This is a genomic window from Micromonospora sp. NBC_01740, from assembly GCF_035920365.1.
Taxonomy (GTDB): Bacteria; Actinomycetota; Actinomycetes; order Mycobacteriales; family Micromonosporaceae; genus Micromonospora; species Micromonospora reichwaldensis.
In genome coordinates, this window is the sequence record NZ_CP109150.1 from 4,577,223 (window position 1) to 4,601,175 (window position 23,953).

General features: G+C 74.8%; 25 protein-coding genes. 18 read left to right on the plus strand and 7 right to left on the minus strand.

Annotated elements, in window-relative coordinates; all coding sequences use genetic code 11:
- The first annotated feature begins 51 nt into the window (after nucleotides 1-51).
- From OG989_RS20290 to OG989_RS20300, 3 genes are all read left to right on the plus strand, one after another.
- Nucleotides 52-1,107: a LacI family DNA-binding transcriptional regulator gene (locus tag OG989_RS20290; RefSeq protein ID WP_151456399.1), complete on the plus strand. Its 1,056-nt coding sequence runs from the start codon at nucleotides 52-54 to the stop codon at nucleotides 1,105-1,107.
- 2 nt (nucleotides 1,108-1,109) lie between these two features.
- Complete coding sequence (locus OG989_RS20295) at nucleotides 1,110-1,313, plus strand: hypothetical protein (RefSeq protein WP_327028091.1); 204 nt, start codon at nucleotides 1,110-1,112, stop codon at nucleotides 1,311-1,313.
- Between the two features lie 146 nt (nucleotides 1,314-1,459).
- Nucleotides 1,460-3,013 (plus strand): protein kinase domain-containing protein, encoded by a 1,554-nt coding sequence (locus tag OG989_RS20300; RefSeq protein WP_327028092.1) that lies wholly within the window; start codon nucleotides 1,460-1,462, stop codon nucleotides 3,011-3,013.
- A 6-nt stretch (nucleotides 3,014-3,019) separates the two neighbouring features.
- Here the strand turns inward: OG989_RS20300 and OG989_RS20305 are convergent, their stop codons facing one another.
- Entirely contained in the window at nucleotides 3,020-3,847 is an 828-nt protein-coding gene (locus OG989_RS20305; protein WP_327028093.1) for an MOSC domain-containing protein, read from the minus strand.
- 175 nt (nucleotides 3,848-4,022) lie between these two features.
- On the opposite strand from OG989_RS20305, the gene OG989_RS20310 reads away from it, so the two are divergent.
- From OG989_RS20310 to OG989_RS20325, 4 genes are all read left to right on the plus strand, one after another.
- Nucleotides 4,023-4,826 carry a DedA family protein gene (locus OG989_RS20310; RefSeq protein WP_327028094.1) on the plus strand — a complete coding sequence of 268 codons (804 nt, stop codon included), beginning with the start codon at nucleotides 4,023-4,025 and terminating at the stop codon, nucleotides 4,824-4,826.
- Nucleotides 4,827-5,735: 909 nt separating this feature from the next.
- Nucleotides 5,736-6,329, plus strand: a complete 594-nt coding sequence (locus tag OG989_RS20315; protein ID WP_327028095.1) for a hypothetical protein — start codon at nucleotides 5,736-5,738, stop codon at nucleotides 6,327-6,329.
- A gap of 410 nt (nucleotides 6,330-6,739) precedes the next feature.
- Nucleotides 6,740-7,711: a pirin family protein gene (locus OG989_RS20320; protein ID WP_327028096.1), complete on the plus strand. Its 972-nt coding sequence runs from the start codon at nucleotides 6,740-6,742 to the stop codon at nucleotides 7,709-7,711.
- A 42-nt stretch (nucleotides 7,712-7,753) separates the two neighbouring features.
- Nucleotides 7,754-8,419, plus strand: coding sequence for a hypothetical protein (locus OG989_RS20325; RefSeq protein WP_327028097.1), 666 nt, complete (start codon nucleotides 7,754-7,756; stop codon nucleotides 8,417-8,419).
- Between the two features lie 257 nt (nucleotides 8,420-8,676).
- Here OG989_RS20325 and OG989_RS20330 read toward each other — a convergent pair whose 3' ends face one another.
- Both OG989_RS20330 and OG989_RS20335 read right to left on the minus strand, forming a co-directional pair.
- Entirely contained in the window at nucleotides 8,677-9,330 is a 654-nt protein-coding gene (locus OG989_RS20330) for a DUF1345 domain-containing protein (protein WP_225852208.1), read from the minus strand.
- A 200-nt stretch (nucleotides 9,331-9,530) separates the two neighbouring features.
- A complete protein-coding gene (locus OG989_RS20335) occupies nucleotides 9,531-9,803 on the minus strand; it encodes a DUF2795 domain-containing protein (RefSeq protein WP_151454787.1) in 273 nt (90 codons plus the stop codon).
- Between the two features lie 153 nt (nucleotides 9,804-9,956).
- Here OG989_RS20335 and OG989_RS20340 point away from each other — a divergent pair, with 153 nt between their 5' ends.
- Entirely contained in the window at nucleotides 9,957-10,367 is a 411-nt protein-coding gene (locus tag OG989_RS20340) for a DUF2267 domain-containing protein (protein ID WP_151454788.1), read from the plus strand.
- 85 nt (nucleotides 10,368-10,452) lie between these two features.
- Here the strand turns inward: OG989_RS20340 and OG989_RS20345 are convergent, their stop codons facing one another.
- A complete protein-coding gene (locus OG989_RS20345; protein WP_151454789.1) occupies nucleotides 10,453-11,619 on the minus strand; it encodes a CaiB/BaiF CoA transferase family protein in 1,167 nt (388 codons plus the stop codon).
- A gap of 73 nt (nucleotides 11,620-11,692) precedes the next feature.
- On the opposite strand from OG989_RS20345, the gene OG989_RS20350 reads away from it, so the two are divergent.
- From OG989_RS20350 to OG989_RS20385, 8 genes are all read left to right on the plus strand, one after another.
- Nucleotides 11,693-12,871: a glycosyltransferase gene (locus OG989_RS20350; protein ID WP_151454790.1), complete on the plus strand. Its 1,179-nt coding sequence runs from the start codon at nucleotides 11,693-11,695 to the stop codon at nucleotides 12,869-12,871.
- Complete coding sequence (locus tag OG989_RS20355; RefSeq protein WP_327028098.1) at nucleotides 12,864-13,853, plus strand: glycosyltransferase family 9 protein; 990 nt, start codon at nucleotides 12,864-12,866, stop codon at nucleotides 13,851-13,853. Before OG989_RS20350 ends, OG989_RS20355 begins: the two co-directional genes overlap by 8 nt.
- Nucleotides 13,854-14,078: 225 nt before the next feature.
- A complete protein-coding gene (locus tag OG989_RS20360; protein ID WP_151454792.1) occupies nucleotides 14,079-15,098 on the plus strand; it encodes a TerC/Alx family metal homeostasis membrane protein in 1,020 nt (339 codons plus the stop codon).
- Nucleotides 15,099-15,177: 79 nt separating this feature from the next.
- Entirely contained in the window at nucleotides 15,178-15,768 is a 591-nt protein-coding gene (locus tag OG989_RS20365) for a sulfite oxidase-like oxidoreductase (protein ID WP_225852209.1), read from the plus strand.
- Nucleotides 15,765-16,499, plus strand: a complete 735-nt coding sequence (locus tag OG989_RS20370; protein WP_151454794.1) for a ferredoxin reductase — start codon at nucleotides 15,765-15,767, stop codon at nucleotides 16,497-16,499. Before OG989_RS20365 ends, OG989_RS20370 begins: the two co-directional genes overlap by 4 nt.
- A 20-nt stretch (nucleotides 16,500-16,519) precedes the next feature.
- Nucleotides 16,520-16,813 (plus strand): DUF6510 family protein, encoded by a 294-nt coding sequence (locus tag OG989_RS20375; RefSeq protein WP_151454795.1) that lies wholly within the window; start codon nucleotides 16,520-16,522, stop codon nucleotides 16,811-16,813.
- Between the two features lie 53 nt (nucleotides 16,814-16,866).
- A complete protein-coding gene (locus tag OG989_RS20380; protein WP_151454796.1) occupies nucleotides 16,867-17,259 on the plus strand; it encodes a nuclear transport factor 2 family protein in 393 nt (130 codons plus the stop codon).
- 60 nt (nucleotides 17,260-17,319) lie between these two features.
- Entirely contained in the window at nucleotides 17,320-17,853 is a 534-nt protein-coding gene (locus OG989_RS20385) for a GNAT family N-acetyltransferase (protein WP_151454797.1), read from the plus strand.
- Between the two features lie 40 nt (nucleotides 17,854-17,893).
- On the opposite strand, the gene OG989_RS20390 is transcribed toward OG989_RS20385, so the two are convergent.
- Together OG989_RS20390 and OG989_RS20395 are read right to left on the minus strand one after the other, a co-directional pair.
- Complete coding sequence (locus tag OG989_RS20390; protein WP_165947859.1) at nucleotides 17,894-18,055, minus strand: hypothetical protein; 162 nt, start codon at nucleotides 18,053-18,055, stop codon at nucleotides 17,894-17,896.
- 195 nt (nucleotides 18,056-18,250) lie between these two features.
- A complete protein-coding gene (locus OG989_RS20395; protein WP_151454798.1) occupies nucleotides 18,251-19,336 on the minus strand; it encodes a hypothetical protein in 1,086 nt (361 codons plus the stop codon).
- Between the two features lie 232 nt (nucleotides 19,337-19,568).
- On the opposite strand from OG989_RS20395, the gene OG989_RS20400 reads away from it, so the two are divergent.
- Both OG989_RS20400 and OG989_RS20405 read left to right on the plus strand, forming a co-directional pair.
- Nucleotides 19,569-21,722 (plus strand): amylo-alpha-1,6-glucosidase, encoded by a 2,154-nt coding sequence (locus OG989_RS20400; protein ID WP_151454799.1) that lies wholly within the window; start codon nucleotides 19,569-19,571, stop codon nucleotides 21,720-21,722.
- 51 nt (nucleotides 21,723-21,773) lie between these two features.
- The gene (locus OG989_RS20405) at nucleotides 21,774-23,075 is read left to right on the plus strand and encodes an NAD(P)/FAD-dependent oxidoreductase (RefSeq protein ID WP_151454800.1); all 1,302 of its coding nucleotides are present in this window, start codon (nucleotides 21,774-21,776) and stop codon (nucleotides 23,073-23,075) included.
- A gap of 60 nt (nucleotides 23,076-23,135) precedes the next feature.
- Here the strand turns inward: OG989_RS20405 and OG989_RS20410 are convergent, their stop codons facing one another.
- A complete protein-coding gene (locus OG989_RS20410) occupies nucleotides 23,136-23,930 on the minus strand; it encodes a spermidine synthase (RefSeq protein WP_327028099.1) in 795 nt (264 codons plus the stop codon).
- Nucleotides 23,931-23,953 lie beyond the last annotated feature (23 nt).

The following is a 23,953-nucleotide window of genomic DNA, read 5'->3' on the forward strand; positions in this document are numbered from 1 at the left end:
CCGCCTAGTCTCTGTATCGATCCAGTCTGAATCGATGCAGAGAGGGGCGCGGTGAAGCCGACCCTGCAAGCAGTCGCGGACGCCGTCGGCGTGTCCCGCAGCACCGTCTCCAACGCCTACAGCCGACCCGACCAGCTCTCCGCCGCCCTGCGCCAGCGGATCCTGGACGCCGCCCGGCAGCTCGGCTACCCCGGCCCCAACCCCACCGCCCGGTCGCTGCGGCGCGGGTACGTGGGCGCCATCGGAGTGCTCTTCGAGTCGCGGCTGTCGTACGCCTTCACCGACCCCTTCGCGGTCCGCTTCCTGGCCGGCGTCGCCGAGGCGGCCGAGCGGCACGGCACCAGCCTGCTGCTCGTGCCGCTGCCGCCCGACGAGCCCGCCGCGCGGCGGGCCGTGGAGAACGCCGCCGTCGACGGCTTCTGCGTCTACTGCGTCGGCGACGAGGGCTGGGTCGTCGACGTGCTCCGCGAGCGCGGCCTGCCCGTCGTCACGACCGCCCCCCGCGACGACGCCGGCCCCGACGACCGCTACGTCGGCATCGACGAGCGGGCCGCCGCCCGGGCCGTCGCCGCCCACGTGGCGGGGCTCGGGCACCGGCGGGTCGCCCTGCTCGGCGACGCCGTGCGCCCCGGCGCGGCGCCGGGCGAACTGCGCCTCGCCGACGTGGCCGACGTCGCCCACCCGACGACCCGGGCGCGGCTGGCCGGGTTCGCCGACGCCTTCGCCGAGGTCGGCGTCGCCTGGTCCGAGCTGACCGTGCTCGCCGCCACCGACAACAGCCGGTCGGCGGGCGCCACGGCCGTCGCCGCCGCCCTCGCCGCTCCCGAACCGCCCACGGCGGTACTGGCCTGCGCGGACGTGCTCGCCCTCGGCGTCCTCGACGCGCTCGCCGAGGCCGGCCGGCCGCCCGTGTCGGTCACCGGCTTCGACGACATCGCCGAGGCCGCCACCGCCGGCCTCACCACCGTGCGGCAACCAGCCGAGGAGAAGGGGCGCATCGCCGCCCGGCTCCTGCTCGACCCGCCCGCCGACCCGGCGGCCGGCCACGTCCTGCTACCCACCGCACTCGTCGTCCGGTCCTCCACCGGACCCGTCCCAGGGAGCTGACCATGGAACAGCCCACCGGCTTCGTCCTCGCCGTCGACGCGGTGACCCGACACGTCAACTCCGCCCGGCCGGACGCCCCCGTCCGCCCGGAGCGGCCCCGCGTCGCGCGACTCGCACCCACCCGGCTGGCCGCCGCCGGCGTCCTGCGCCGGCTCGCCGACCGCATCCAGCCGCCGTCGGTCGCCGCCGCGCCGCGCTGCTCCTGACCGCCGCTGCGGGCCGGTCGCCCGCCGCAGCCGCTGCTCCTGACCATCGGTGCGGGCCGGTCGTCGCCGCCCGAACCGCGACGAGCGGCCCGCAACCGGGCACCGCGCTGGTGGCCGACCCCGCCGGCAGGGCAGACTGAACGGCTATGTCGCCGTTCTCGCCCACCCTGCGGTTGCACGACCGCTACGTCCTGCGCGAGCGCATCGGCCTCGGCGGGATGTCCGAGGTGTGGCGCGCCGACGACGAGGTGCTGCACCGGCCCGTCGCCGTCAAGGCCCTCACCCGGGAGTTCGCCACCGACCCGCAACTGCGGGCCACCATCCAGCGCGAGGCCCGCGCCGCCGCGCGGCTGACCCACCCGCACGTCACCCAGGTGTACGACTACGGCGAGGCGGCCCTGGACGGCGGCATCGTCGTCCCGTACCTGGTGATGGAGCTGGTGCAGGGGCGCAACCTCGCCGACCGGCTCGCCGCCGGGCCGCTGCCCTGGCCGGAGGCGGTGCGGATGGCCGGCCAGATCGCCGCGGCGCTCGCCGCCGCCCACCGCATCGGCGTGGTGCACCGCGACGTCAAGCCCGGCAACGTGATGCTCACCGAGACCGGCGCCAAGGTGCTCGACTTCGGCATCGCCGCGCTCGCCGGGCCGCACCACCCGCGGGCGGGACAGACCGGCGAACTGCTGATGGGCACGCCCGCGTACTTCGCCCCGGAGCGGATGCGGCCCGGGCCGCCGAACCCGGCCAGCGACGTCTACGCCCTCGGCGCGCTGCTCTACCGCACCCTCACCGGCCGGGCCCCACTGCCCGTGCAGACCTGGGAGGACGCGCTGGAGGTGCACGCCGGGCACCCGCCGGTGCCGCCCCCGCAGGTCCCCGGGCTGCCGCCCGACATCGCCGAGCTGACCCTGGCCTGCCTGGCCACCGATCCGGCGCGCCGGCCGGGCGCGGCCCAGCTCGCCACCCGCTTCGCCGCGGGGGCGTCGGCCCACCCGCCCGCGGCCGTCCTGCCGGCCCCGTCCGCTGGCGCATCGTCCGGGACTGCCCCTTCGTCGGCAGGCGCCGAGCACCCGCCGACCCTGATCGACCGCTCACCGCCGTCCCCAAACCCTACCGGCCGCGCGGGGGTGCCGTACCCCGCCCCGCCGGGCGGGCGCCACCCCGTGGCCGCCCGCACCGGCCGTCCCGCCCCGGCCGGCGGCGCGGGGACCACGCGCAACAGGCCCGTCACCGTGCTGGTCGCCGTCGGCGTCGCGCTGCTCGTCGGGCTCGTCGGCGCGCTCGTCATCGGCGACGGCGGAAGCCCGCCACCGGCGGCGGCCCCCGTCACCGGCACACCGGCCGGCAAGCCGACCTCGGCCAGGCCGACGCCGCCGCCCAGGACCTCCGCCCCGCCGCCGGTGACCGCGCGGCCCGACCCGGTCGGCCTGCCGCAGTTCGTCGCCGAGTTCGCCGCGGTGCTCGCCTGGGCGCAGGCCCGCGGCGAGATCGACCGCAAGACGGTCGAGGGGCTGCGGGACAAGCTCGCGGACCTGAGCCGGGGCAAGGAGAAGGACCGGGCCAAGCGGGTCGAGAAGCTGCGGGAGCGCCTCGCCGAGGCGGCCGAGGAAGGGCAGCTCCCGCCCGACACGGCGGCCCGACTCGACGCCCTGCTCGACCGGATCGACACGCCGTCGCCGGACGACGACGAGGACGACGACTGAACCGGCTCAGCCGACCTCGACCGCGGACCCCTGCTCCACCCGGCCACCCCGCACCACCTGCGCGTACGCGCCCACGCACGGCTGCGCGCCGAGCTGCGGCAGCGGCGCGACCCGGTTGAGGCGGGCCGGGACACGCAACGCCTCGGCCTGCCGGGGGAGCGACCCGTGCGCCAGGGTCGGCACCGCACACCGCGGGGTCGGGGCGAGTACCCGCAGCACCAGCTCGGGACCGACCCGCAGCTCGCCACCGACCCAGTCGTTCTCGGCGAAGCCGTCCACGTCGACGTCGAGCACGAGGTTGGGCCGGTAGCGGACCGCCTCGACGGTGCCGCCCGGAAGCTCGGCGGCCACCCGGGCCAGGGTGGCCGTCGTGACCAGGTGCACCGGGGCGAAGTCGAAGAAGGTCCCCGGCGCCGCCGCCCCGAGCGGGTTGGCGTCGACCGGCACCTCGGCGGCCAGACCGGCCGCCAGCACCGCGTCCGGGTCGGCCCGGTCCAGGAGCGCCCCGGCGGGCGGCCGGTCGATCAGCGTCACCGGGACGCCGAGCACCCGGGACAGCACGTCGTCGACGCCGGGGTCCACGCTGGACAGGACCCGCCCGTCGGGCAGCGTGATCCGTACCTCATCGGGTGCGGCGCCGGCCGCGCGGAGCGTGAGCAGGTCGCGCCAGAGCCGGGGATGCTTCGCGCTGGCCACCCGCCCGGTGTCCCGGTGCCGCAGGGCCAGCCGTCGGTCGCCCGCCACACCCGCCGGGCCGACGTCGGCGGCGGGCAGCCGCTCACCCAGCATCGACTTCACCGGGTAACGCCACAGCTGCGCCAGCCGGCCGGTCATCCTGCCGCCGCCCCGGCGCGGGGCACCGCGACCCGGACCGGGGCCCCGCCGGCGGTCGTGATGCACGTCGTCACGGGGCCACCCTAGTGCGAACCCCCGCGGCTGTGGACGGTCCGTGGGACGCAAGGGCCGGCCCATTGGCGGACTCCCAGGATCGGTTCGTAGCGTGTGGGCCATGATTCGTACCGCGCACGCCCTGCTCGCCTCCGGCACCGCCCCCGAAAAGGCCGCGCCGCCGGAGGACGGACTGGTCGGCTTCGTCATCGGCCTGGTCGAGCGGCTCGGCGGCCCCGGCGCGGGTCTGGCCGTCGCCCTGGAGAACCTCTTCCCACCGATCCCCAGCGAGGTGATCCTGCCGCTGGCCGGCTTCGTCGCCGGCCAGGGCCGGATGAGCGTGGTCAGTGCGATCTTCTGGACCACCCTCGGCTCGCTGCTCGGCGCCCTCGCCCTGTACTGGATCGGCGCCGCGCTGGGCCGGGATCGGATCCGGGCGATCGCGCAGCGGCTGCCGCTGATCAAGCTCAGCGACGTGGACCGCACCGAGGAGTGGTTCCTGCGGCACGGGGTGAAGGCCGTCTTCTTCGGCCGGATGATCCCGATCTTCCGCAGCCTGATCTCCATCCCGGCCGGTGTGGAGCGGATGCCGGTGCTGACCTTCGCGGTCTACACGACGCTCGGCAGCCTGATCTGGAACACCACCTTCGTGATGGCCGGCTACCTGCTCGGCGACAACTGGCACCTCGTCGAGGGGTACGCCGGCGTGCTGCAGAAGGTGGTCATCGTCGCCAGCGTGGCGGCCGCCGGCTGGTTCGTGGTCTCCCGGATCATCCGCGCGCGGCGCGGCGCGCCGGCCGTCGATCCCGTCCCGCCCGTCGACCCCGCCCCGCTGCCCCACGCGCCGGACCCGACGGGGCGGGGCACGATCTACCGCAGCGCGTACTCGGACGGGCAGGCGCCCGACCGCGACCTGTCTCGCTGAGCCGGTGGCGCGGCCACGGCGGGCGCCACCACGCCCGCCGGGTCCCCGCCGCGGTGGCCCTCGGGATCCGGCGCCGCCGCCGAGGCGCACTGCACAGTCGGCGCGGGCACCCCGCCCCGATCCCGATCGGCCCCGGGACGCGGAAGTCCACCCGCGGGCTTGATCCCTGCGCCGGGGCACGGCGGCCACACCCGGGCGGGGCCCACTCTCGCGTCCGTCCGCCGGCTCCTACCGGAGATCTTGGTAGAAAACGGCCCCTCCAAGGGCCGTATTTCTACCAAGATCTCCACCCGGTGACCCGATAACCCGATGACCCGGTGGCCCGTTACTCGTGGAGCCCGTGGAGCCCGTGGAGCCCGTGGAGCCCGTGGAGCCCGTGGAGCCCGTGGAGCCCGTGGAGCCCGTGGAGCCCGTGGAGCCCGTGGACCTGTCTGTGGCCGGTGTCCGATTTCGTGTGGCTGTCCGGTGGGGGTTGGGTCGGTGGGTCGTCGGTGGGTGGCGTGTGAGTGTGACCGGGGGCATCGTGGGTGCGGAATCGTGGCGGGGGCGGGGTCGTTACACCCTGCGTACGACCGAGCAAGACCCACGCCGCCGAGGTCACGCCGCCCCGATGGGTTGGCGGGCCCGGGGCCCCCGGAATGATGGCGGGCCGCCGGTGGTTACACACGGTCCGGCCGACGTGAGGGCGTCCCCCCGCCCCGCGCAACAGCCCGGCCCCCTTTCGCCCCGCACGGGTCGGACATCCGGCCGGCACGGCCGATCTGATCTTTCCTCCGGCTGAATGTCGGAGATCCTCTCCAGGCTTCGCTGGAGATCCCTTTGAGTTCGCATGAGCGCCGACGGTGCTTGCATCCGCGTGAAGCCGATCCCCCTCGGTGTGGGTGCCAACCCCCGAATGGAGCGTTTCTGATGAACACGATCATTCGTAAGAGCGTTCTCGGTGTTGCTGGTCTCGCGTTCGCCGGTGGCGTGTTCGCCGGTCCCGCGACCGCGCAGGCGGTCCCGTCGGTGGAGTCGACGCCGGTGGCAGTTGCCGTGCAGGCCGACAAGCCGTCGGTCGACAAGGCCAAGCTGATCCCGCACGGTGTGCAGGGCGCCCAGTCGCACGTTGACCTGTCCGACGAGCAGGTAGACAACGTCAAGGCCATCATCGCGGCCACGAAGAAGGCCGGCATGGACGAACGGGCCGCCGTGGTCTCCATCGCCACCGCACTGCAGGAGTCGAAGTTGGAGAACCTGGGTCATCTGGGTGACCGCAACGACCACGACTCGCAGGGCCTGTTCCAGCAGCGCCCGTCCTCGGGTTGGGGCACGGTGGAGCAGATCACCGACCCGGAGTACTCGACGATGGCGTTCCTGAAGGGTCTGAAGCAGGTCGACGGGTGGCAGGACATGCCGCTGACGAAGGCCGCGCAGACGGTGCAGGTGTCGGCGTACCCGGACCATTACGCCCAGTGGGAGCAGCAGGCCGCTGACCTGGTGGCCGAGCACTGGAACAGCTGACAGCAGTAGCCGAATCGCCGCTGGCCGGCACCCCCAACCGGGGGTGCCGGCCAGACGCATGTCCCCAGATCCCCCGGGCCTCACCCGCCGGAGCCCGCCGGGCGGCGCCCACCGGAGCCCTCGGGCCTCACCCACCAGCCCCGGGCCTCACCCACCGGAGTTCGCCCAGGCGACGCCCACGGAGTTCCGGACATCGCCTACCACGGCGTTCGCCACGCGACGCCCACTGGGGAGTTCGCCGGGCGACGCCAACCGGAAGCCCCGGGCCCCACCCGAGTTCGCCAGGGCGACGCCCACCGGAGTTTCGGGCGTCGCGAACCGGAAGCGCCCCGACCGAGCCGGAGGTCGGAGCCGGCTGAGCGGTGGGGAGGCCGACGGGTTCGTGGCCTGTCCGGGCGTACAGTCGGGCGGTGGAGCGTACCGAGAAGATGCCTGCGGAGACCCGACCACCTGGCGTGGCGACCGTCGATCCCGGCAGCGTCCTGCTGCCGGGCCACGACGTGCCGCTGGGGCGCTACACGACCGTTCGACGGCTGCTACCGCAGCGGCAGCGGCGGATGATCGGCGCCTGGTGCTTCGTGGACCACTTCGGCCCGGACGACGTGGCCGAGCGGCCAGGCATGGAGGTGCCGCCGCATCCGCACACCGGCCTGCAGACCGTGACCTGGCTGCTCGACGGGGAGATCCTGCACCGCGACAGCCTGGGCAACGTCCAACCGATCCGCCCCGGCCAGCTCAACGTGATGACCTCGGGGCACGGCATCGCGCATTCGGAGCGGTCGCCCGAGCGGCATCCGCCGCTGATGCACGGTGTGCAGCTCTGGGTGGCGCTGCCGGACCCGGCCCGCGCCGGGGCCGCCGACTTCGCCCACCACGCCGACCTGCCGCGCTGGCGCGACGGTGAACTGGACGTCGCCCTGCTGGTCGGCGAGCTCGCGGGCGAGCGGTCCCCGGCTCTGACGTACACCCCGCTGCTGGGCGCGCAGGTGGAGCTGCACGGATCCGCGCCGGCCACGCTGCCGCTGCGGCCCGACTTCGAGTACGGGCTGCTGGCCATGTCCGGCACCGCCGAGGTCGACGGGGTGCCGTTGACCCCGGGGGCGCTGCTCTACCTGGGCACCGGCCGGGAACGGCTCACCCTGACGGGCGCGCCGGGGAGCCGGCTGCTGCTGCTCGGCGGGGCCCCGTTCGAGGAGCCGCTGGTGATGTGGTGGAACTTCGTCGGCCGCTCGCACGAGGAGGTGGCCGCCGCGCGGGAGGACTGGATGGCCGGGCGTCGTTTCGGCGTCGTCGCCGACGATCCCGCCCCGCCGTTGCCCGCCCCGGCGCTGCCGACCACCCGCCTCAAGGCGCGCGACCGCAGCGGCGGGCTGCACGGCTGAGGCAGGCAGGCGTGGCCGGGCGCGGCGCGGGTAGTCGCCGGCATGCCGACCACATCCACTACCCGTGTCGAGGACAGGAAACGCCTGGTACGCCGGCTTGCCGGCACTGGGCGCGGCTTCGCCGAGCAGTACGGCTTCCGGGTCGTCAACAACCCGTCGAGCCTGTTCCAGGTGCTCTGTCTCGCCGTGCTGCTGGCCCGCCGGGGTGACTTCCGGCGGGCCGTGGACAGCGCGCACGCCCTGCCCGCCGCGGGCTGGGACAGCGCCGCCCGACTGGCCCGGTCCCTGCACGGCGACCGGGTACGCGTGCTTCGCGACAGCGGCCAGCGCGGTGACGTCGACGCGCTCGCTGACACGCTCGGCGATCTGGCGCGCGCCGTGGTGGAGCGCTACCGGGGCGACCTGCGCCGCCTGCGCGCGGTGGCCCACCACGACCCGGCCCGGGAGCGGGAACTGCTCACCGAACTGCCCGGGGTGGACGCCACGGTGGTCGACCTGTTCCTGCGCGAGGCCCAGGCGCTGTGGCGTGAGGTGGCGCCGGTGGCCGACCGGAGGGCGCTCGTCGCGGCCCGCCGGCTGGGACTGGGCCGCTCCGCCGACGACCTGGCGGGCCTGGCCGGCAGCGGGGAGTCCGAGCGCCTGGCCTGGCTGGTCGGGGCGTTGGCCCGGGTGGACCTGGAGAAGCGGTACGCGGAATTGGCCGCCTGACGCGGTGGTGGGCTGGCCCACACTTCCTTCGTAATCGTCCGAACGGGTGATGTTTCATCGTATGATGGTCGCGGCACTGATGCCCGCCCGGTTCGGGCGTGCATCGACCGCCTGGTGGTCGCGGCCCGGTTCGGGCCCGACCGGCCACCGGACAGGTTCTGTGTGGCGCCCCGGTCGCGGTTCGCGACGGGGGCGCCCGCCTGTCCGGCAACTCCCGCCCTCCGCCGGGCGTCGGCCCACTCCACGCGGATGCCGGCTCATCTCGCCAGGCCGGCCAGCAGGTTCACCGTGACCGCGATGATGAACGCCCCGAACAGGTACGACACCATCGAGTGCCGCAGGACCGTCCGGCGCATCTCGTTGCTGGTCAGAGCTGTGTCGGAGACCTGGAAGGTCATTCCGACGGTGAACGCCAGGTAGGCGAAGTCCGAGTAGCGGGGCGGCTCCGACTGGTTGAAGTCGATCCCACCGTCGGGCCCCGTGTAGTAGATCCGCGCGTACCGGGCGGCGAACACCGTGTGCACCACCAGCCAGGACAGCAGTACGCTCAGCACGGCCAGCCCGCCGTAGACGTCGCGGGCGGGCGTGGCGGGCGCCCCGTGCGCGCTGGTCACCACGACGCCGACGGCCAGCAGGCTGGCCAGGCAGGCGGCGAGCAGCAGCGCGTCACGCGCCGCCCGGTTCGGGTCCTCGTGCACGGCCAGTCGGGCCGTCCCCCGCGCGTCCATCGGCCACAGCCGGTGCCAGACCAGCACCAGCCAGCTCAACGCCGCGGCGTCCCAGCCGGCCAGCGGCGCCAGCGCCGGCGTGACGGCCAGCGCGGTGAGCCCGCCGGCCACCAGGCCGATCGCGCCCATCACGGTGAGCTGGAGCGCGGCCGGGGTGTGCCCGACCGGCCCGCGCGTCGTCATCCGTCACCGGCACGGGCCCGCTCGGCGCGGGCGCCATGCTCCGGCCCGAACGTGCCCAGTGTGGACGTGCCCGGCGTGCCCGGCCCAACCGTGCTCGACCTGGACGTGCCCGACCCGGACGTGCCCGGTGCGCCCGGCGTGGACGTGCCCGGCTCGGACGTGCCCGGCCCGGGCGCGTCGTCGGCCCGCGACAGCAAGGGTCAGATGCCGCGCAGGTGCTGCGACACGCGCTGGTGCCGCTTGTCCCGGGCCTGCGCCGCCCGCTGCGCGGAGCTCACCTCCGGGGCCGCCTCGATGCCCGCGGAACGGGCCACCTCGTTGCCGTTGGCGTAGTCGACCGGCGGCAGGGCCCGCAACGCGCGCAGCACGTCCGGCGGGGCGCCCTCCCGTTCGGCCTCGCGTACCACGTCGTCCTTCTCGGCCGGGTAGTCCAGGCTCGACAGGTACTGCAGCACGTCGGCGTAACTCGCCATGGTGTCGGCTCCTCCGGGGCATCGATCCGGTCACGACCGGCGGCGGTTACCCGCCCGGCGGGCCGTCACGCGCCGTGCCGCGCGGAAATCCCGTCGTTTCCCGGCCGCGCCGGCGGGTACGCGCAGGCCCCGACGCAGCCTGAAGGAGCCCGGATGAACTACGACACCTTCGTCGACCAGGTCGCCCAGCGCACCCGTACCTCCTCGGAGCAGGCGGTGACGCTGACCCGGGCGACGCTGGAGACCCTCGCCGAGCGGCTGACCGGCGGGGAGGTGCTGGACCTGGCGGCCCAGCTGCCCAAGCCGTTGCAGCTCGTGTTGAAGCCGAGGCCGGGTACCGAGTCGGCGGAGCGGTTCGGCGCGGCCGAGTTCGTCGCCCGCGTCGCCGTACGGGCCGGGGTGACCGAGCCGGCGGCGCGCGACGCCGCCCGGGCGGTCTTCGTCACCCTGCGCGAGGCGATCAGCGGCGGCGAGTTCGACGACGTGGTGATGCAGCTCCCGCGCGACTTCCGGGACATGGTCGAGCCCGCGATGGCGCCGGGCGCCACCCTGCGTCGCCCCTGACCCTGCCGCCCGCCCGGCGACGCCGGCCGGACTTCCACCCGGTGCTGCCGGCGCACGGTGCCGCCCGCCGCGGTGGTGCGCCGCCTCAGGCGACGGCGCCGGCGGCGCGCAGGGCGGCGACCCGCTCCGGGGCGAAGCCCGCCCCGGCCAGCAGTTCGTCGGTGTGCTCGCCCGGCTGGGGCGGGGGGCGGCGCAGCGCGGTGGGAGTGCCCGAGAAGCGGGGCGCCGGTGCCGGCTGGGTGACCCCGTCCCGCTGGACGAAGGTGCCCCGCGCGGCCAGGTGCGGGTGCTCCGGCGCCTCCCGCCAGTCCAGCACCGGCGCCACGCAGGCGTCCGAGGAGCCCAGCAGCGCCGTCCACTCGTCCCTGGTCCGGGTGCGGAACACCCGCGCCCACGACCGGCGCAGCGCCGGCCAGTTCGCCGGGTCGGTGCGGTCCAGCGCCTCGTCCGGGGCCAGCGGGAAGCCGGTGCGCCGGACGAGCTCGTCGTAGAACCGTGGCTCCAGTGCGCCGACCGCCAGATGCCGGCCGTCGGCGCACTCGTAGGTGTCGTAGAAGGGAGCGCCGCCGTCGAGCAGGTTCACCCCGCGCGCGTCCTGCCACATGCCGAGCCGGCGCAGCGCGTGGATCTGGGTGCTGAGCACCGCCACGCCGTCGACGATGGCCGCGTCGACCACCTGGCCCCGCGCGCCGCCGCGCACCGCGTACAGGGCGGAGACCAGGCCGAGGGCGAGCATCATCCCGCCGCCGCCGAAGTCGCCGAGCAGGTTCAACGGCGGCACCGGGCGCTCGCCGGCCCGGCCGATCCCGTGCAGCGCGCCCGTCAACGCGAGGTAGTCGATGTCGTGCCCCGCGTACGGCGCCGCCGGGCCGTCCTGTCCCCAGCCGGTCATCCGGCCGTAGACCAGCCGGGGATTCGCCGCGAGGCAGTCCGCCGGGCCGACCCCGAGGCGCTCGGTGACCCCCGGGCGGAACCCCTCGATGAGCGCGTCGGCGTCGGCGACCAGGGCCAGCACCACCTCCCGCCCGCCGGGGGACTTCAGGTCGACCCCGATCGAGCGGCGTCCCCGGTTGAGCAGGTCCGGGTGCGGGGTGCCGAAGGCGTCCGGGTCGACGTCCGTGGCCCGGTCCACCCGGACCACGTCCGCGCCCAGGTCGGCCAGCATCATCGCGGCGAACGGGCCGGGACCGATGCCGGCCAGCTCGATCACCCGTACGCCGGCCAGCGGGCCGGCCGGGACGTCCTCGGTCATCGGCACACCATAGGCGAGGCGCGTTTGCGTCGTAAGGGGCCGGGAACCCGCCCGCCGAGAAGCGGGAGGTGGCGTGGTCGACGACCGGATCAGGGTGGCCATGCTGCACGGTCCCGGTCGGCCCGACGCCGACGGCGTCAGCGACTACGTGACGCACCTGGTCGAGGCGCTCGACGGCGTCGGTGTCGAGGTGACCCCGGTGCCGGTGCGCCCCGACGCCGACCGGGAACGCTGGCGGGCCGCCACCGCCCGGGCCGCCCGCCGGGTCCGCGAGCTGGCCCCCGACGTGGTGCACGTGCAGTTCGCCCCGTCGGCGTACCGGTTCTCGGGTCAGCCTGGACTGCTGCCGTGGCGGCTGCCCCGGCGGGCGCCGCTGGTCACCACCCTGCACGAGTACGGCTGGTGGGCCTGCCCCGGCTGGCTGCCGACCCGGCTCTGGTCGGCGCTGGAGCGGGCCCGCTGCTGGGACCGGGAGTCCGGCCGACTGGTGCCGGCCAGCGCGGCCGTGATCGTCACGAATCCCGGCCACGGCGACGTGGTCCACGCGCGTACCGGCCGGCGGGCCACGCACATCCCGATCGCGCCGAACGTCGTCGACCGCGTCGGCGCGTCCACCGCGGGGCTGCGCCTGCGGGCGGAGCTGGGCCTGCCGGAGGGCGCGCCGCTGCTGGCCTTCTTCGGTTTCGTGCACCCGGTGAAGGGACTGCGGTACCTGATCGAGGCGCTGCCGGAGCTGCGTCGCGACCATCCGGACCTGCGGCTGCTGGTGGTCGGCGGGTTCACCTCGCAGGCGCTGCCCGAGCGGGAGGCGCGCGCGTTCCGCGCCGAGCTGACCGGGCTGGCCCACCGATGCGGGGTGGTCGACGCGGTGACGTTCACCGGGCACCTGCCCGCCGACCGGGTCTCCGCCGCGCTGCACGCCGCCGACGTGGCGGTGCTGCCGTTCACCACGGGGGTGAGCACGAAGAGCGGCGCCCTGCTCGCCGCGCTCGCGCACGGCGTGCCGACCGCGGTGACGCAGTCAGACGCAGGCGACGACGGGCCGCACCGCAGCGGCGCGGTGGCGGTGATCGGCGCGCGCCGGGACAGTGCCGCGATCGCGCGTACCGTCGGCAGGCTGCTCGCCGATCCGGTGCTGCGCCGCCGGCTCGCCGAGCGCGGGCGGGCCTTCGCCGCCGCGTACTCCTGGCCGAGGGTGGCCGCCGCGCACCGTGACCTCTACGCGCGGACCCTGGGGCGCGCGGATGTCTGACCGGTACGCGGACATCCTGGTCGTCGACCTGCTCGGCGGGATCGGCGACCTGCTGATGCTGCTGCCGGCGGTGCACGGCCTGGCCCGCCGCAATCCCGGCGCGCGGCTGCGGCTGCTCACCCACGAGCCCGGGGCGGACCTGGTGCGCGCCGACCCGGCGGTCGCGGAGGTGCGCACCCCCCGGCACGGCCGGCCGGGCGCCGAGCGGGAGGCGGTCGTCGAGGCGCTCGCGGCCTGCCGGCCGGACCTGGCGGTCGCCACCACCCGCTCCGACGGCATCCCCGACCTGCTCGAGGCGGGCGCCGGGCGGGCCGTGACGAACCTGTGGCGCGCTCCGCCGCCGGAGCAGCCGGTCGGCGACCGCTACCTGGAGATCCTCTGCGCCGAAGGGCTGCTCGGCGCGGCCGACCGGGCGGCCCGGCCCCGGGTCCACCTGGGCGACGAGGCCCGGCGCGCGGGGGAGCGGGCCGTGGCCCGGCTGGTGGGGGAGCCCCTCGCGCCGCCGGTGGTGCTCGTCACCGACGCCGGGATGGCGGTCAAGCGCTGGCCGGACCGGCGCTGGCGGGGGCTGGCCCGCGCCCTGACCCGGCGCGGACACCCGGTGCTCACCGTCGGCCCGGTCGACCGCGTCGCGCCGGTCGGGGTGCCGCTGCCCCGAGCCGACCTGCCCACCCTCGCCGGGCAGCTCGCGGCCGTGGGTCGGCGCGGCGGGGTGGTGGTCGGGCCGGACACCGGGCCGGTGCGTCTCGCCGCCGCGACCGGCGCCGCGACGGTGGCGCTGTTCGGCCCCACCGACGCCCGGCGGTACGGGATGGGCGGCACCGACCTGCAGGGCCTGCCCGGCTGCGGGTACCGGCGCCCCACCGCCATCACCGAACAGCCCTGCTGGTGGGACGCGCGCTGCCCGCTCGACGCGGCCGGCCCGGCGTGCATGGCCGACCTCGACGTGGCGGCCGTGCTCGCCGCCGTCACCGCCCGCTGAGCTGGGACGAAAGCCCCTCGAGGCCCCAGATCACGCCTTGCGCGCGTGATCTGGCGTGCCGCGTTTGCCGAGCCCACGGGCCTGCCCTAACCTTGTCGCGACGAGGGGAGTACTTCCCACGAGCCATCCCGGTCAGTACGGCGTGCCCGGAGCACGCCTCGGGTGGCTGCCCACGAAAGTGGGTGAAGGAGACCTCGAACATGACAGGGTGTTCGAGGAGGCTCCATGTCCGATTTGCCATATCTTGCTGCCACCGATCTCCAGTCGGTGGGCACCCCCACGCTGTGGGGCGTCACCATCGCCGCCGTGATCGCACTGCTGGTGCTGGACTTCCTGGTCACCCGGAAGCCGCACGAGGTGTCGATGCGGGAGGCGCTGGGCTGGTCCGCCTTCTACATCGCCCTGCCGCTGGCCTTCGGCGCCTGGATCTGGGCCCGCTTCGGCTCCAACCAGGGCGTGGAGTACCTCACCGGTTACCTGGTGGAGAAGTCCCTCTCGGTCGACAACCTGTTCGTCTTCATGCTGCTGCTGGCCGCGTTCGCGGTGCCGGCCGAGCTGGCCCAGCGGGCCCTGCTCTACGGCATCACCGGCGCGCTCCTGCTGCGCGCGGTGTTCATCGCCATCGGCGCGGCGGCTCTGCAGACCCTGGACTTCGCCTTCCTGCTCTTCGCGATCATCCTGCTGCTCACGGCGGCGAAGCTGCTGCGCGACGCCGTCACCGGGCACGAGCAGGAAGTCGACATCAGCAAGATGCGTTCGGTGCGGCTGCTGCGCAAGTTCATGCCGGTCACCGAGGACTACCACGGCCCGAAGATGGTCGTGCGCCTCTCCGGCCGGCGTACGCTCACCCCGTTCGCCCTCGTGGTGACGGCGCTGCTCGCCACGGACATCGTCTTCGCCGTCGACTCGGTGCCCGCCGTCTACGGCATCACCGAGGACCCGTACCTGGTCTTCGCGACCAACGCGTTCGCCCTGCTGGGGCTGCGGGCGCTCTACTTCGTGCTGCACGCCGCGCTCAGCCGGCTGGTGCACCTCAGCTACGGCCTGGCGATCATCCTGGCGTTCATCGGCGTCAAGCTCGGCCTGCACTGGGCGCACGGCATCTGGAAGGGTGTGCCGGAGATCCCGACCCTCGCCTCCCTGGGCGTCATCATCGGCGTCCTGGTGATCGTCACCCTCACCAGCCTGCGGGCCACCAGCAAGGCCGGCCGGGGCGAGAAGGAAATCGTGGTCGAACGGAACTGAGGCGTCACCCGTCGCGGTGCGGATCCGCCGACCGCGCCTCGCCACCCACCCCGGGTGGTACGACTGACGGGTGGGAATCGTGTCACCGGGCTTCCAGGGCCGGCCCCGCTCCGCGGAGCCGGCCCTGCCGCCGGGGCAGTACCTGACGCAGGACTTCCCGGTGCTCTCCGCCGGCCCGACGCCGAGGGTGCCGCTGGAGACCTGGGAGTTCGTCATCTCCACCGAGTCCGGCGCCGAGTTCCGCTGGAGCTGGGACGAGCTGATGGCGCTGCCGCAGGAGACCCCGGCGGTCGACATCCACTGCGTCACCCGCTGGTCGAAGCGGGACACCGACTGGCAGGGGGTCTCCCTCGACACCCTGCTGGAGGGCATCGACACCGACGCCCGCTACGCGCAGGCCCACTCGTACGGCGGCTACACCACGAACCTGCCGCTGGCCGACCTGCGCGGCGGGCGGGCCTGGATCGCGCACCGCTACGACGGCGGCCCGCTGCCGGCCGAGCACGGCGGCCCGGCCCGGCTGCTCGTGCCGCACCTGTACTTCTGGAAATCCGCCAAGTGGGTGCGCGGCATCCGGCTCACCACGGAGGACCAGCCCGGATTCTGGGAGACCGCCGGCTACCACGACTACGGGGACCCGTGGCGTGAGCAGCGGTACCAGGGCGATTGACCGCCCCGCTGCGCTGGCGGGTGGCCCGGCTGTGCGAGCGCCGGGTCGAGACGCCCACCGCGCACACACTGGTGCTGGAGGCGCCCGGCTGGCCGGGGCACCTGCCCGGGCAGCACGTCGACGTGCGGCTGACCGCCTCCGACGGCTACCAGGCGGCGCGGTCGTACTCGCTGGCCGGTCCGGCCGAGGCCGACCGGATCACGCTGACCGTGCAGCGGGTGCCCGACGGCGAGGTGTCGCCGTACCTGATCGACGTCTACGCCGAGGGCGACCCGGTGGAGGTGCGCGGCCCGGTCGGTGGCTGGTTCGTCTGGCGCCCGGAGGAGACCGCCCCGGTGCTGCTGGTGGCCGGCGGATCGGGCGTCGTGCCGCTGATGGCGATGGTGCGCGCCCGCCGCGCCGCCGGCAGCCGGGTGCCGTTCCGGCTGCTCTACTCGGTGCGCACCCCGGCCGACGTGTTCTACGCCGACGAGCTGCGCCGCAGGGTCCGGGACGACCTGGGCCTGGACGTCGCGTACGTGTACACCCGCGAGGCGCCGCAGGACTGGCGGGGCGAGCCGCACCGGATCGGGCTGGCCGACGTGAACAGCCACGGCTGGCCGCCCGAGTTGGAGCCGCTCTGCTACGTCTGCGGGCCGACCGGTTTCGTGGAGACGGTGGCGGACCTGCTCGTCGGGCTCGGCCACCAGAGCCGGCGGGTCAAGACCGAACGGTTCGGCCCCACCGGCTGAGCGTCGAGGAGGAACGCCCGATGACCGACACGTCGTACCTGGACGGCAACATGCTCGACGGCCCGCTGCGGGAGCTGTTCGCCGTCGACCTGAGCACCGCCGCCGGGCGGTGCGAGCACTGCCGCATGCTGGGCCCGTTGGCCGGCCTGCGGGTCTACCCGCACGCCCCCGGCCTCGTCGGCCGCTGCCCGAACTGCGCCGAGGTGATGCTGCGGCTGGTCCGCTCGCCCGGGCACGCCTGGCTGGACCTGCGCGGGGCCACCTTCCTGCGGGTGCCGATGCCGCCGGAGCACCCGTACCCGGGTCCGCTGTGACGGCGGGGGAGGGCGACGCGGCAGCGGCGGCCGGATCGGACGGGGGACCGGCGGTGGGCGAGGACCTGCGGGCGCGGTCGGCGTCGGAGGTGTTCGACGACCACCTGCGGCTGGCCGCCGAGCACCGCTTCGCCGAGGACCTGGCGCGCAACGTGTCGCCGTCGTGCGTGGTCCTGGAACGGCGCGGCGTGTTCCGGGGGCACGCGGGCGTCGGGGAGCTGGCGCGCCTGCTGGAGGAGGAGCTGCCCGGCGCCCGCTACGTGTACACGAACCGGATGGTCGAGGGCCGGGTGGCGTTCCTGGAGTGGACGGCGCGGATCGAGGGCGTACGGGTCTGCGACGGGGCGGACTCGTTCCTCATCGAAGAGGGCTGGATCGTCGCCCAGACCATCCACTACACGCTGGAGCGGGTTGACGACGGGGTGGACCAGCAGGCCGGTCCGTGAGGGCCGGGGCGCCCGCGACCCGCTGGACAAGGGCGGCGCGCACGGCGACAGTGGTCTGCCGTGAGGTATCTGCGTACATCGGGTCCGGCTGCCATCCGTCGGCCCCGGCCGGCCGACGAGGCCGAGTTCGTCGCGGCGGCCCGGCGCAGCCGTGACCTGCACCATCCCTGGCTCGCCGCCCCCGACGACCCGGCGCGGTACGCCGCGTACCTGCGCAAGATCCGCCGTCGGGACCACGCCGGGTACCTGATCTGCGACCGGGACAGCGGGGCGATCGCCGGCTACGTGAACATCAGCGGGATCCTCATGGGCGCGTTGCGCGGCGGCTACCTCGGCTACGCCGCCTTCCTGCCCCACAGCGGAACCGGACACGCCTCCGCCGGCATCGGCCTGGTGGTCCGGCACGCCTTCGACACGCTCGGCCTGCACCGATTGGAGGCGAACATCCAGCCGGGCAACGAGCCGTCCCGCCGGGTGGCCCGCAAGCTCGGTTTCCGGCTGGAGGGTTACTCGCCGGACTACCTGTTCATCGACGGGGCGTGGCGCGATCACGAACGGTGGGCGATCACCGCCCCGTGTCCCGCCGGCGAATAGGCCGGTGGCGACCCGTCACGACCGCCACCGGCCACCCGGGTCAGCGCCCGGGCCGGCGTGCCTCGGGCCGCTGGCCGTCGAGGCGCACGAACCGCCCCTGCTTGTGCTCGACGCGCCGGCGCTGCCGGGCCGTGAGCTGCGGGCGACCGCTCTGCCGCAGGTAGATCGGCTGCCGCCGGTCGTTCGACATCGGTGTGCTCATGGCGCTGTCCTCCCGTCGCTCGGTGGCGGTGGAGCACCACCGTGCCGCCGGGGCGGGTGAGGTGAACCCACCCGCCCCGGGTGATCCGGCGCGGCCCATTCGGCCACGGTCGCGTCGACGCGAAAGATCGCCGTGGTCGCGTCGGACGCGCGATGGCCGCGGTCGCGTCGGACGGCGGGAGGCGGCCGTGTCGCGTCAGACGCGGGAGGTGAAGGTCGCCAGGAACCGGTGCGGGGTGACCACCCCGGCGTTGTCGAAGCAGATCACGTCCACCTCGACGTCGAGCGCGGTCGACCAGGGCTGGGTCAGGTGGCAGTAGTTCGAACCGACCCCCTGCGCCACCACCTGGACGTGCGTCTCCGCGACTCCGAGCTGCGGGAACTTCGCCAGGTAGCGGCCGGCCGGGGCGATCGCCGCGACGGTGTTGGCGCCGACGCCGAGCACCGAGTTGTCGTTGGTCGGCCCGCCCACCGCGGTGCCCAGGTAGCCGAAGCGCGACGGCGGGGCGAGCGAGCCGATCACCGGCCGCCGACGGTGGTAGGACAGGGCGAAGTCGGTGGCCGCCGGCGCGCCCGCCTGGTCGAAGCAGGACACGTTCGCGGCCACGTCGACGCCTGAGAAGGACCAGCTGCCGATCTTGCAGCGGCGCGGTGCCGCGTTCGGCTGGACCGCGGTGACCTGCACGTCGCCGGCCAGCGCGCCGGCGAGCCCGACGCCCGGCAGCTTCACCGCCCACTGGCCGACGCCCAGTGGTCCGATGCCGTTCGCCGCCCCCGTCGAGTTGTACGACTGGACGAGCGCGCCGCCGGCCTGTTGGACGTACGCGTGGGCGGTGCCCGGCGGCAGCACGCCGCTGCTGGTGGTCCACAGGACGGTGAACGGGGTGTCGTCGCGGTCCCCGCCCGGCTTGTGGCACTGCACGTCGACGATCTGGTCGGGGCCGGAGGAGAACCAGCGGACGACCTCGCAGTAGTGGCCGGTGCGGTTGACCGGGGTCACGTGCGGCACCCCCCGGGCGCCGGCGCCGATCTGCGGGAAGCGCACCTGGAACCGGCCCGGGGCGAGCTTGCCCCCCTGCGCCCAGGCGGCGGGGAAGGCGGTCTTCCAACTGCCCCACTGCCGGGTGGTGTCGAGCACCGTCCAGGCCGGCACGGTCGGGTCCTTGACGTAGGCGAAGCCCCACAGGTCGGCGGTGGCCGCCACGGCCGGGCCGGCCGGCGCGAGTGCGCCGGCGGCCAGCACGGCGGCCAGCGCGGCGGCGGCGAGCGAACGGAGTCGCATCTTTCCTCCTGATGACGACGGTCGGGTCGGCAAGCAGCGTGCGCCGAGACCGGGGCCGTCACTGTCGGCAACCGCACAGTCGCGTGTCGTAAGTCCGCCGCTGTCGGCACCCGGCCTGGGGCCCGTCGGCCGAGGGCCGTGGTTCCGCACGGCGTCCCCCCGTGAACGGTTCCGCGCCGGTTCATCCGGAGCGGGTGATGACGGACAGTAGCGGTCTTCCTACGGTGGAGGCATGGCTGTCGTTCGTCCGACCCCCGCCGACCCCACACCCGGCCTGCGGGCCGCCGCCGGGCAGAGCGGCGACCAGCGGGCCATGCCGCCCGAGCTGGGCCCGGACTCCATCGCGGTGCTCAGCGGCCCGACCTTCATGTACTCCGACCCCTGCGGGGACGTGCCGCCGGGCAGCATCGGCGGTTTGGTGCACCTGGACACCCGGCTGCTCAGCGGCTGGGTGCTCACCGTCAACGGCGAGCAGCTGCTGGTGCTGCGCGCCGAGACCGTCGACCACTACTCGGCCCAGTACGTGCTGACCAACCCGGCCCAGTCCGGCCTGCCACCGGACAGCCTGGGCATGCGGCGGCTGCGGTACGTCGGCGACGGCTTCCACGAGCGGGTGGAGATGGTGTCCTTCCGGCCGGAACCGGTCCGGTTGGAGCTGCGGCTGGCCGTGGGCGTCGACTTCGCCGACCTGTTCGAGGTCAAGTCGGGGGTTCGGGACCGCTCCGCGGAGATCACCCGCAGCCACGCGCAGGACGGCTCGGAACTGTGCTTCACGTACGCCCGGGGAGATTTCGCCGCCGAGACCCGGGTCTGCTGCTCCCGGCCGGCGGACCGCGTCGAGGGCGACGACCTCGTCTGGGACATCACCCTGCACAGACGGGAGGAGTGGTACGTCGACCTGCACGTGCCGCTGCCACCGGGAATGGGGGTGGTGGAGCCGGTCCGGGGCGACATCGCCGACGTGTTCCACCGCCGCGCCGACGACCCGGTGCGCCGCTGGGCCCTCGGGCGGGCGGTGCTGCGCAGCGACAACCAGGCGCTGGCGCGGACGCTTGCGCAGACCCGCGACGACCTGGCGGCGCTGCGCCTCGACCTGGAGGTCAAGGGGCAGCGCATCATGCTCCCCGGCGCCGGCCTGCCCTGGTTCCTCTCCGTCTTCGGCCGCGACACCCTCATCACCGCGTACCAGACGCTGGTCGCGGGCCCGGCCCTGGCGAAGGGCGCGCTGCTCGCGCTGGCCCGGTTGCAGGGCGACACGTGCGACGACTTCACCGACGAGGAGCCCGGCAAGATCCTGCACGAGGTGCGCAGCGGCGAGCTGACCAGGACGGGAGTGAAGCCGTACGGGCCGTACTACGGCTCTGCCGACGCCACCCAGCTCTGGCTGGTCCTGCTGTCGGAGTACTGGCGGTGGACCGGCGACGACGAGACCGTGCGCTTCCTGCGTGACAACGCGCTCGCCGCGCTGCACTGGATCGACCGGTACGGCGACCGCGACGACGACGGATACGTCGAGTACGCGACGCGCTCCCCGGAAGGGCTGGGCAACCAGTGCTGGCGCGACTCCCCGGACGGCGTCTGCTTCGCCGACGGCCGCATCCCGGTGCTGCCGATCGCCACCAGCGACCTGCAGGGCTACACCTACGACGCGAAGCTGCGCCTGGCCGAGCTGGCCGACGGGCCGCTCGCCGACCCCGACCTGGCCCGCCGGCTGCGCGCCGACGCCGAGGCGCTGTACGAGCGCTTCAACCGCGACTTCTGGATCGACGCCCGGGGCGGCTTCTACGCGGTCGGGTTGGACGGCGACAAGAACCCGATCGACTCGAAGACCTCCAACATGGGGCACCTGCTGTGGAGCGGGATCGTGCCGCCGGAGCGGGCCGGCGCGGTGGTGCGGCAGCTGATGGGCGAGGACATGTTCTCCGGTTGGGGGATCCGCACGCTCTCCTGGGACGACCGGCTCTACAACGCCCTCGGCTACCACCTGGGCACCGTCTGGCCGCACGACAACTCGCTGGCGGCGCTCGGCATGGCCCGCTACGGCTACCGGGCGGAGGCGAACCGGGTGAGCCTCGCCCTGCTCGAGGCGGCCGAGCAGTTCGGTCACCGGCTGCCGGAGGCGATGAGCGGGTTCCCCCGGGAGCGGCTGCTCTTCGCGATCCCGTACCCGACCGCGTGCAGCCCGCAGGCGTGGGCGGCCGGCGCGCCGCTGGCCTTCGTCCGGGCGATGCTCAACCTGAACCCGGTGGATGGCCGGCTGGTCCTCGACCCCGACATCCCGCACGAGATCGGGCGGATCGCCGCCGAGCGGGTGCGGGCGTTCGGACGCTGCTGGGAGGTGGAGGCGGTCGGGCAGACCGGGCACGTCCGGCTGGCGGAGTGCTGAGTCGTCCGACCCGCCACGTTTGCCCCGCCCAGGGGTGGGAACGGGGCGGCAATGACGAAACCTCGTGTGGTGATCGTGGGGGCCGGGTTCGCCGGTTACCACGCGGCGAAGACGTTGAGCCGGCTGGCCCGGGGCCGGGCCGAGATCGTGGTGCTGAACTCCACCGACTACTTCCTCTACCTGCCGCTGCTGCCCGAGGTGGCCGCCGGCGTGGTCGAGCCCCGACGGATCTCCGTGCCGCTGACCGGGACGCTCGACGGGGTGCGGGTGCTCATCGGCGAGGCCGACCACGTGGACCTCCAGAACCGCTGGGTCGGCTTCACCCAGCCGGAGGGGGACCGCAACCGGATCGCGTACGACCGGCTGGTGCTGGCCGTCGGCAGCGTCAACAAGCTGCTGCCGATCCCCGGTGTGACCGAGTACGCCCACGGCTTCCGTGGCCTGCCCGAGGCCCTCTACCTGCACGACCACGTGATCCGGCAGATCGAGCTGGCCGAGCAGACCGACGACCCGGCCGAGCAGCAGGCGCGCGCCACGTTCGTGGTCGTCGGCGCCGGCTACACCGGGACCGAGGTGGCCGCGCACGGCCAACTCTTCACCGACGAGTTGGTCTCCCAGCGCCCCCGACTCAAGATCCGCCCGAAGTGGATGCTGCTCGACGTCGCGCCCCGGGTGCTGCCGGAGCTGGACCAGCGGATGTCGGAGACCGCCGACCGCGTGCTGCGCCGTCGGGGCGTGGACGTGCGGATGGGCACGTCGGTGGCTGTGGCGACCGCCGACGGGGTGACGCTCACCGACGGCGACTACGTGCCCACCTGCACCCTGGTCTGGTGCGTCGGCGTGCGTCCCGACCCGTTCGTCGCCGAGCTGGGACTGCGCACCGAGCGGGGCCGGCTGGTCGTCGACGAGTACCTCAGCGTCCCCGGCTTCCCGGAGGTGTACGCCTGCGGCGACGCGGCCGCCGTGCCGGACCTGGCCCGCCCGGGGCAGATCTGCACCATGACGGCGCAGCACGCGCAGCGGCAGGGCAAGCTGGCCGCGCACAACATCGCCGCCTCCTACGGGCAGGGGCGACGCAGGCCGTACAAGCACCACGACCTGGGCTGGGTGGTCGACCTGGGCGGCAAGGACGCGGCGGCGAACCCGTTGAAGGTGTCGCTGTCCGGGCTGCCCGCCAAGGCGGTCACCCGCGGCTACCACCTGCTGGCGATGCCGGGCAACCGGATCCGGGTGGGCGCCGACTGGATGCTCGACGCCGCGCTGCCGCGCCCGGCCGTGCAGCTCGGCCTGGTCCCGGCCAACGCCGTGCCGCTGGAGAGCTCCTCGCCTGAGGTGGCCGTCCGGGCGCGCTGACCGCCGCCCGGTGCGCTCGCGGCCGACCGCCGACAGGTTCCGCTCCCTGGGCGGGTCGCCTCAGCGCGGGGCGAGGGCGGCGTCCGTGGCGGGACGGGCGCCGGCGACGAACGCGTCCAGGGTCGCCCCGTGCAGCACCCCGCCGGGCACCGGATCCCGTGCGGCCCGGGCGGACAGCCGGGCCACCGGCAGCCGCCCGGGGCGCAGCGCGGCGGCGAACACCAGGTTGCCGTACCGCCGCCCGCGCAGCATCCGGCGGTCGGCGACCAGGCAGACGTCGGCGAAGACCGCCCGCAGGGTGGCCGCCTGGACCCGGGCGAAGACCAGCGGCGGCAGGTCGGTCACGTTGACGAGGAGTACGCCGTCGGGGCGCAGCGTCCGGGCCACCTCGGTGACGAACTCGACGCTGCGCACGTGGGCGGGCATCCGCGCCGCCCGGTAGATGTCGGCGAGCACCAGGTCGTAGCCGGCCGCGGGCGCCCGGGTCACCGCGTCCCGGGCGTCGGCCACCCGCACGTCGACGCCGACGGGTGGCGCGGGCAGGTCCCGCGCCACCAGGTCGACCACGGCCGGATCGCGTTCCACGACCAGTTGCGGCGAGCCGGGCCGGGTGGCGGCCACGTAGCGGGGCAGGGTCAGCGCGCCGCCGCCCAGGTGCAGCACGGCCAGCGGCCGGCCGGGCGGCGCCGCCAGGTCGGCCACGGCGGCCATCCGCCGCACGTACTCGAAATGCAGGTGCCGGGGATCGGCCACGTCCACGTAGGACTGCTCCACGCCGGCGGCGAGGAGCGTACGCCCGGTGGGGCGGGCCGGGTCGACGACCAGCTCCAGCCGGGGCGCGTCGGAGGGGTCCACCCCGGCAGGCTAGCCGAGCCGGG